Annotated in this window: 8 protein-coding genes; 7 read left to right on the top strand and 1 reads right to left on the bottom strand. The window is 37.5% G+C overall.

Translation table 11 applies throughout. From position 1 onward, the window contains the following. Position 1 precedes the first annotated feature (1 nt). Together GZ996_RS09325 and GZ996_RS09330 are read left to right on the top strand one after the other, a co-directional pair. On the top strand, positions 2-1,006 hold the full coding sequence (locus tag GZ996_RS09325; protein ID WP_162011904.1) for a sugar phosphate isomerase/epimerase family protein: 1,005 nt from the start codon (positions 2-4) through the stop codon (positions 1,004-1,006). Positions 1,007-1,017: 11 nt separating this feature from the next. Continuing rightward, on the top strand, positions 1,018-1,407 hold the full coding sequence (locus GZ996_RS09330) for a C-glycoside deglycosidase beta subunit domain-containing protein (RefSeq protein WP_156806020.1): 390 nt from the start codon (positions 1,018-1,020) through the stop codon (positions 1,405-1,407). Positions 1,408-1,480: 73 nt separating this feature from the next. On the opposite strand, the gene GZ996_RS09335 is transcribed toward GZ996_RS09330, so the two are convergent. Continuing rightward, a complete protein-coding gene (locus GZ996_RS09335; RefSeq protein ID WP_162011905.1) occupies positions 1,481-2,215 on the bottom strand; it encodes a MurR/RpiR family transcriptional regulator in 735 nt (244 codons plus the stop codon). A 200-nt stretch (positions 2,216-2,415) separates the two neighbouring features. Here GZ996_RS09335 and GZ996_RS09340 point away from each other — a divergent pair, with 200 nt between their 5' ends. The 5 genes from GZ996_RS09340 to GZ996_RS09360 all read left to right on the top strand — a co-directional run. Then, positions 2,416-3,903 (top strand): family 1 glycosylhydrolase, encoded by a 1,488-nt coding sequence (locus GZ996_RS09340; RefSeq protein ID WP_162011906.1) that lies wholly within the window; start codon positions 2,416-2,418, stop codon positions 3,901-3,903. A gap of 2 nt (positions 3,904-3,905) precedes the next feature. Further along, on the top strand, positions 3,906-5,201 hold the full coding sequence (locus GZ996_RS09345) for a PTS sugar transporter subunit IIC (protein ID WP_162011907.1): 1,296 nt from the start codon (positions 3,906-3,908) through the stop codon (positions 5,199-5,201). 35 nt (positions 5,202-5,236) lie between these two features. After that, positions 5,237-5,545: a PTS sugar transporter subunit IIB gene (locus GZ996_RS09350; RefSeq protein ID WP_162011908.1), complete on the top strand. Its 309-nt coding sequence runs from the start codon at positions 5,237-5,239 to the stop codon at positions 5,543-5,545. 10 nt (positions 5,546-5,555) lie between these two features. Continuing rightward, a complete protein-coding gene (locus GZ996_RS09355; RefSeq protein WP_162011909.1) occupies positions 5,556-5,876 on the top strand; it encodes a PTS lactose/cellobiose transporter subunit IIA in 321 nt (106 codons plus the stop codon). A gap of 65 nt (positions 5,877-5,941) precedes the next feature. After that, a partial coding sequence (locus GZ996_RS09360; protein WP_274378786.1) for a glycoside hydrolase family 3 N-terminal domain-containing protein occupies positions 5,942-6,614 on the top strand: 673 nt, incomplete at its 3' end.

Consider the following 6,614-nt stretch of genomic DNA (forward strand, 5'->3'; position numbering starts at 1 on the left):
AATGGCTATTAAAACAGCAGTAAGCTTGTATAGTTTACAAGATGAATTTATGAATGGTCGCATGTCACTTGAAGACATTATGGCCTTCCTTGACGAGCAAGGCGTAGAAGGATTTGAAATACTTCCCGACCAAATGCTTCATGGTACTCCAAATCCAAGTGAAGAAACCCTTGCTGAGTGGGATCGTATTATGGCTAAAACAAAGGCAAAACCAGTCTGTGCAGATGTTTTCCTTAATACCAATCTTTATAAGAACAGGACATTGACACAAAAAGAATGTGTTGATCTCTTGATTGAAGAAATCAAATTAGCTAATCGTCTTGGTTTCAAATTGATTCGTCTAGTATCAATGGTTCCAGCATTTGTTATTAAACCTCTTCTTCCTTACTGTGAGAAGTATGATGTGGCTATCGCTCTTGAAATTCATGCCGGCATGAGCTTTACAGAACCAGAAACAGCAGAATTTATCGAAGAGATGAAACGTGTTAATTCTCCTTATGTAGGTTTAGTTGTCGATACCGGTATCTTCTGTGACCGTATTCCGCGCGTTTTCAATGAATTTAACAAACAAGTTCTTGGTGTTAACCCAGATATTATCGATTACTTCAACGCTTTCTTTGACAAAGGCCTTGATGGGACACATGCTTTTGATGAGAATCATCAATTCCAACCAGAATTGGCAGCGATGGTGCAACCAAAAGATATGCCGTATGTGATGTTAGCAGATGGTTATGAAAATACACCACTTGAGGTGATGGATGACCTCATTCCGTTCATCAAGCATTTCCACTTCAAGCTTTGGGAAATGACTGAAGAAGGTATTGAATACTCAATTGATTACAGACGTATCCTCCAATATTTGCATGACAAAGGTTATGATGGCTACGTTGCGACTGAGTACGAAGGCAACCGTTGGATTCTTCCAGGAAACCCAATGGTTGAAAAAGAACAAGTAGCAGCGCACCAAAAACTCTTGCGCGAAGCTATTGCAGAAATTGAAGGCTAGGAGGGAAAGACATGTTTGATAATAACGTCTTTAAAAAAGATTCTTGTAAAAATCGTGTAGTGGATGGTCAAACAGTTGGTTTTGAACTCGAAACCTTCATCACTTACTACCGTGCTATTCCATTATCAATGGTGGATGATATCCAAGTCAAGGTAAATGGTGAACAAGTGGCTCGTGAAGCCATTACATGCAGCCCAAATGGACAAGACTGGTTTACCTTGGATGAAATGGAGACCGTGACTACCTATAAATGGGAATACAATGTCCCACTAAAAATTCGTGTAGCCCAAGAAGGCGGTCTTCCAAAAGGTGAAAATGATGTCGAACTCACCGTCATCACACGCACAGCCTACATTCCAATCCCAATTAAAGGTGTGAATTCACGTAAGGTGGTGGTTTAAAGATAAAAAACGGAGCATCAAATTGATGTTTCCGTTTTTTAATTAAAAAGTATATTAATCAAATAACTTTAATTTAGGAGTTCCTTAAATTTTGAGCAACCAATTGATTGAAAAAGAGATATGTAAATAACTCATGTGTTACAAAATTTTCATTTGTAGGACTAATAGAAGGTAGAACAATAATATCGTTAAAGTAATGCCTTAGTGGGTGTTTAGGGTTGGTTGTAATTAGAATGAGAAATGGTCTCTGATTAGGATCATCACTTAAATTGGAAATATAATTTTTATAGACATCTCCAGATAAAGAAGAATAGATAATAACAACATCATCGCTTGTATGATGGTCTGGTAAATTATCAAGATTTGGCGTAGCCGCTAAAATATTAGCAACAAAATTTAAAATCATGCCAAGTCCATCAGAAGCCAAGCGAGTAACACTGTAACCGAGGATATAAGTGATACGGGCTTTACTCAATGTCGAAATGAATGTTTGCAACATTTCATCACTAACTTGATTTTCGGTGTAGATGAGTAAGTCACTGATGGAGTGTGCGAGACTGGTTCGATTATCTTTTTTAGTTGTTAAGGCATTTTGCTTTAAGAAAAATTGAAATTCATTATAGCCACTAAATCCCATTTTTTGTGAAAAGCGAGTTAAAGCAGATTTTGAAATATTAAAATGAGATGAAATATCTGAAATGGATGCATTTGAAAAGGTATCGTGATTTTTTAGAATATTATCGTAAATCTTAGAATCAGTTTTAGTGAAGGATAATTTTTTGCTTTCCATAAAATCAATGATGTTCATAGTATCTCCCCCTTCGTAAAAATTATAGACTAAAATGAAATATATTTCAATTTATTTTTGAAATAAAATAAAAATATTTTAAAATTTATTTCATTTTATATTAAACAATATTGACACAAGTTTTAAAAAGAGGTAGAATAAAGATATAGAAAGCGCTATCTAATTTTATGATCAAATTTAAAGTGAACAAGGAGGAAATGATGAGTTTTCCAAAACATTTTTTATGGGGAGGAGCAACAGCTGCTAATCAATACGAAGGAGGCTATCTTTCTGGAGGTAAGGGATTAGCGATTACAGATACTATTACTGGAGGAGACGGTATTAACAATATTCCTCGTTACATGACCATTCAGCTTGCTGATGGAACTAAAACCAAACTAGAGCGAGGTTTTAATACAGAGATGCCAGCAGGAGCGATCGCCTATGTTGACCCGGATTATTACTATCCATCACATGTTGCTACGGATTTTTATCATCACTGGAAAGAAGATGTTGCTTTACTTGCTGAGATGGGATTTAAAGCTTTTCGTTTGTCAATTAACTGGACTCGGATATTTCCAAATGGAGATGATAAGATTCCAAATGAAGAGGGGCTTATTTTTTATGAAAATATTTTCAAGGAATGTTTGACGTATGGAATAGAGCCAGTGGTTACTCTAAATCATTTTGACTGTCCCTTACATTTGGCAACTAAATATGGTGGTTGGGAAAATCGTCAAGTTGTTGATTTCTTTACACATTATGCTGAGACTGTTTTTAAACGTTATAAAGGTAAAGTAAAATATTGGATGACATTTAATGAAATCAATTTCTTACGTGATTATTCAATGATTGGTATTACAGAAGAAAAGTCAAATCCACAGAGATTGGCTCAGGCGATATACCATGTGTTACTTGCTAGTGCAAAAACGGTTAAGATTGGACATGATATTGATTCTCAAAATCAGATAGGTATGATGGTTGCCTATATGCTGACCTATCCACAAACTTGTAATCCAGATGATATTTGGGCGGATATGGATGTTTCTAAAGATTTGAGGGATTTCTATCTTGATGTTCAATGTCGTGGTTATTATCCTTCTTATAAGCTTAAAGAGTTAGAACGTCAAGGAATTACGTTACTAAAAGAATCGGATGATGATCAGCTGTTATTAGATGGAATAGTAGATTATATCGGTTTCTCATACTACAATTCTTTGGTAACGAGTAGTGCTCCGGAAGGTGACTCTACTGGTGGTAACCAGATGGGGGGGCTAAAAAATCCTTATCTAGAAGAAACGGAATGGGGGTGGCCGATTGATCCGATAGGACTTCGAATTGCACTAAACAGACTTTGGAATACTTACCAAAAACCGTTGATGATTGTTGAAAATGGTTTAGGTGCCAAGGATGATATTGCTGAAGATGGCCATATTTATGACGATTACCGTATTGATTATTTGCAAAAACATATTATCGAAATGGAAAAAGCTATTTCACTTGATGGTGTTGATTTAATCGGTTATATGCCATGGGGATGCATTGATTTAGTAAGTGCAGGAACAGGTGAGATGCGAAAACGATACGGCTTTGTTTATGTTGATATGGACGATAGCGGTAACGGTAGTTTGAATCGTGTACCTAAAAAATCATTTTACTGGTATAAAAAAGTTATCGAAACAAATGGAGAAATATTGAAAGGGATTTAAAAATGAGTACGATGGATAAGATGCAAGTTGGGCTTGAGAAAATGATGGGACCAATTGCACAAAAGTTAAGCGAGAGTAAAATTATCTCTGCATTTACAGCAGGAATGATGAGGACTATGCCAATTAGTCTAGGTGTAGCTGGGTTTGCGATTTTAGCTAGTCTGCCGATTGAACCATGGCAAAAATTTCTAACTGTCACAGGAATAGGACAGAATATGTTAGATATTGTTGCGGCAACCTCTAGCTTGATGGCGGTATTTGTTGCGCCAGCAATTGCTTATTTTTATGCTAAAAACGAGGGTGAAAATGGACTAATTGCAGCATTTTTAGCACTGGCATCATTTCTAGCTTTGAACCCAATTCATATTAAGGTTGGTGAGGAAACTGTTTCGGGATTGTATCAAGAAAACTTAGGCAGCAAAGGGATTTTTATCGCAATGATTACAGCATTGATTGTTGCAGCTGCATACAGTAAATTAATCAAGAAAAATTTACGGTTAAAATTACCAGCTAGTGTTCCACCAAATGTATCAGAATCGCTTAGTCCAACATTTGTGTCAATGATTATTTTCCTTGGTGTATTTATTGTTCGTTGGTTGGCTAGTTTAACATCTGCTGGCGATATCTTTACCTTGTTTAATTCAACCATCGCTGTTCCGATTATGGGCGTTGGAGCAACTCCACTAGCTTCAATTTTAGTTCTTGCCTTTGCAACGCTTTGCTGGTTTTTTGGAATCCATCCAGCTCCTATTATGAATGTTTACTATCCAATTATTATTGTTGCCAATACAGCAAATCTTGAAGCTTATATGGCAGGAACTCCGTCTTCTCAACTGCCTTATTTAGCGGTGGTTCTTGTAAGTAGTTTCTGTTATATTGGTGGGCAAGGCAATACCCTTTCCCTATCTATGTTGTTATTTAGAGCTAAGTCAGAACGCTACAAAGCACTCGGAAAAGTTGCCTTTATTCCTAACATTTTTAATATTAATGAGCCAATGATCTTTGGTATGCCAGTCATGCTTAATCCATTCTTCTTTATTCCGATGATGTCAACGGTCATTATTGGAGGACTATATGGGTGGTTTGTGGTTAATTTCTTGAGTGTCGGCGCAGCCTTTAACCCAACAGTAGCCCTTCCTTGGGTTATGCCCTCCTTTATCGGTCCTTTCTTGACAGGGGGCTGGCGCTTGGGTATCGCAACGATCATTGCATTGCTGATTCAAATGGTTATTTGGTATCCATTTTTCGTCATGGCTGATAAACAAGCCTTGAAAGAAGAACAAGCTGCAAATCAATAATGATAAAATAAAGAGTAATTTAGAAGGAGTCTAACATGAGAAAAGTAATTTTGGTCTGCTCAGCAGGTATGTCAACAAGTTTATTAATGACTAAAATGCGAGACTATGCAACAAGTGTTGGATATGAAATGGAAGTTAGTGCTCATCCAATTTCTGAAGTTACTGAGGTTGGAGAGTCAGCAGATATTATTTTACTTGGTCCACAAATTCGCTTCAATTTATCTAAAGTTCAAGCCATGTTCCCTGGAAAACCTGTTGACAGTATCCCTCCAACTGATTATGGCATGATGGATGGGGAAAATATTGTGAAGTTAGTTCAAAAAATGTTAGATGATAAATGGTGAGGTATGGGAAATGGAAGGAATTGAGCTAAGTGCATTTCAAATCATTGCTAATGTAGGTTCTGCACGATCGGCATATATTGAAGCCATTCAAGAAGCTAAAACTGGAAATTTTGATAAGGCTATTAATCTTATCTCAGAGGGTGACAAGGCTTTTGTAGAAGGTCATCACTCGCATAGTGAATTAATCCAGAAGGAAGCTAGCAGTGAAGGAGTTGAAATGAAGCTGATTCTGATGCATGCTGAGGATCAGCTGATGAGTGCAGAAGCATTTAAAATTATTGCACAGGAATTTATTGATGTGTACAAACAACTTGCTTTTTTAAAACAGTAGAAGGAGGAGGCTGGGGAACCGAGCCTTCTTCTTTATATAGATAAATAGATTCAAAGGGAGAACTAATGAAATTATCAGCTGTACAAGAACAAAAAATTCAAGCACTGCTTGATAAAATGACCTTAGAAGAAAAAATCGGTCAATTGAACCAAGCTTCTGTTTCTATTGTCGGTGGCTTCGATGTCCCATTTGGTGAATTGATTGAAATGATGACAGATGGGCGTCTGTCCCAAGATGAGTTTCATAAAATTATGGCAACCAGTGAAAAGGATTACCATGAAGAAGAGATTAAGCAGGGGCTTGTAGGCTCCATGATGGTCCAAGACCCAGAAACGTCCAACCGTCTTCAAAAGATTGCCGTTGAAGAAAGTCGTCTTGGCATCCCTTTGATTATTGGGCTGGATGTCATTCATGGCTATAAAACCGTCGTTCCGATTGCGCTAGCGGAAGCAGGAAGTTTTGACCGTGACTTAATGAAACGGACGGCTCAGATGGCTGCCAAAGAATCACGAGCTGATGGCATTCATTGGCATTTTGCTCCGATGCTTGATATTAGTCGAGATGCTCGTTGGGGACGTGTGTCAGAAGGTGGCGGAGAAGATCCGTATCTCTTATCACAATTTGCCAAGGCAAAGATCGAAGGTCTGCAAAACGATCAATCGTCTCACCTGAACTATGTTGCGGCTTGCTTGAAGCATTATGTTGGTTATGGCGCTTGTGAAGGTGGCCGTGACTACA

Origin of the sequence: Streptococcus sp. S784/96/1, from assembly GCF_902729355.1 — a bacterium.
GTDB classification, from domain to species: domain Bacteria; phylum Bacillota; class Bacilli; order Lactobacillales; family Streptococcaceae; genus Streptococcus; species Streptococcus caledonicus.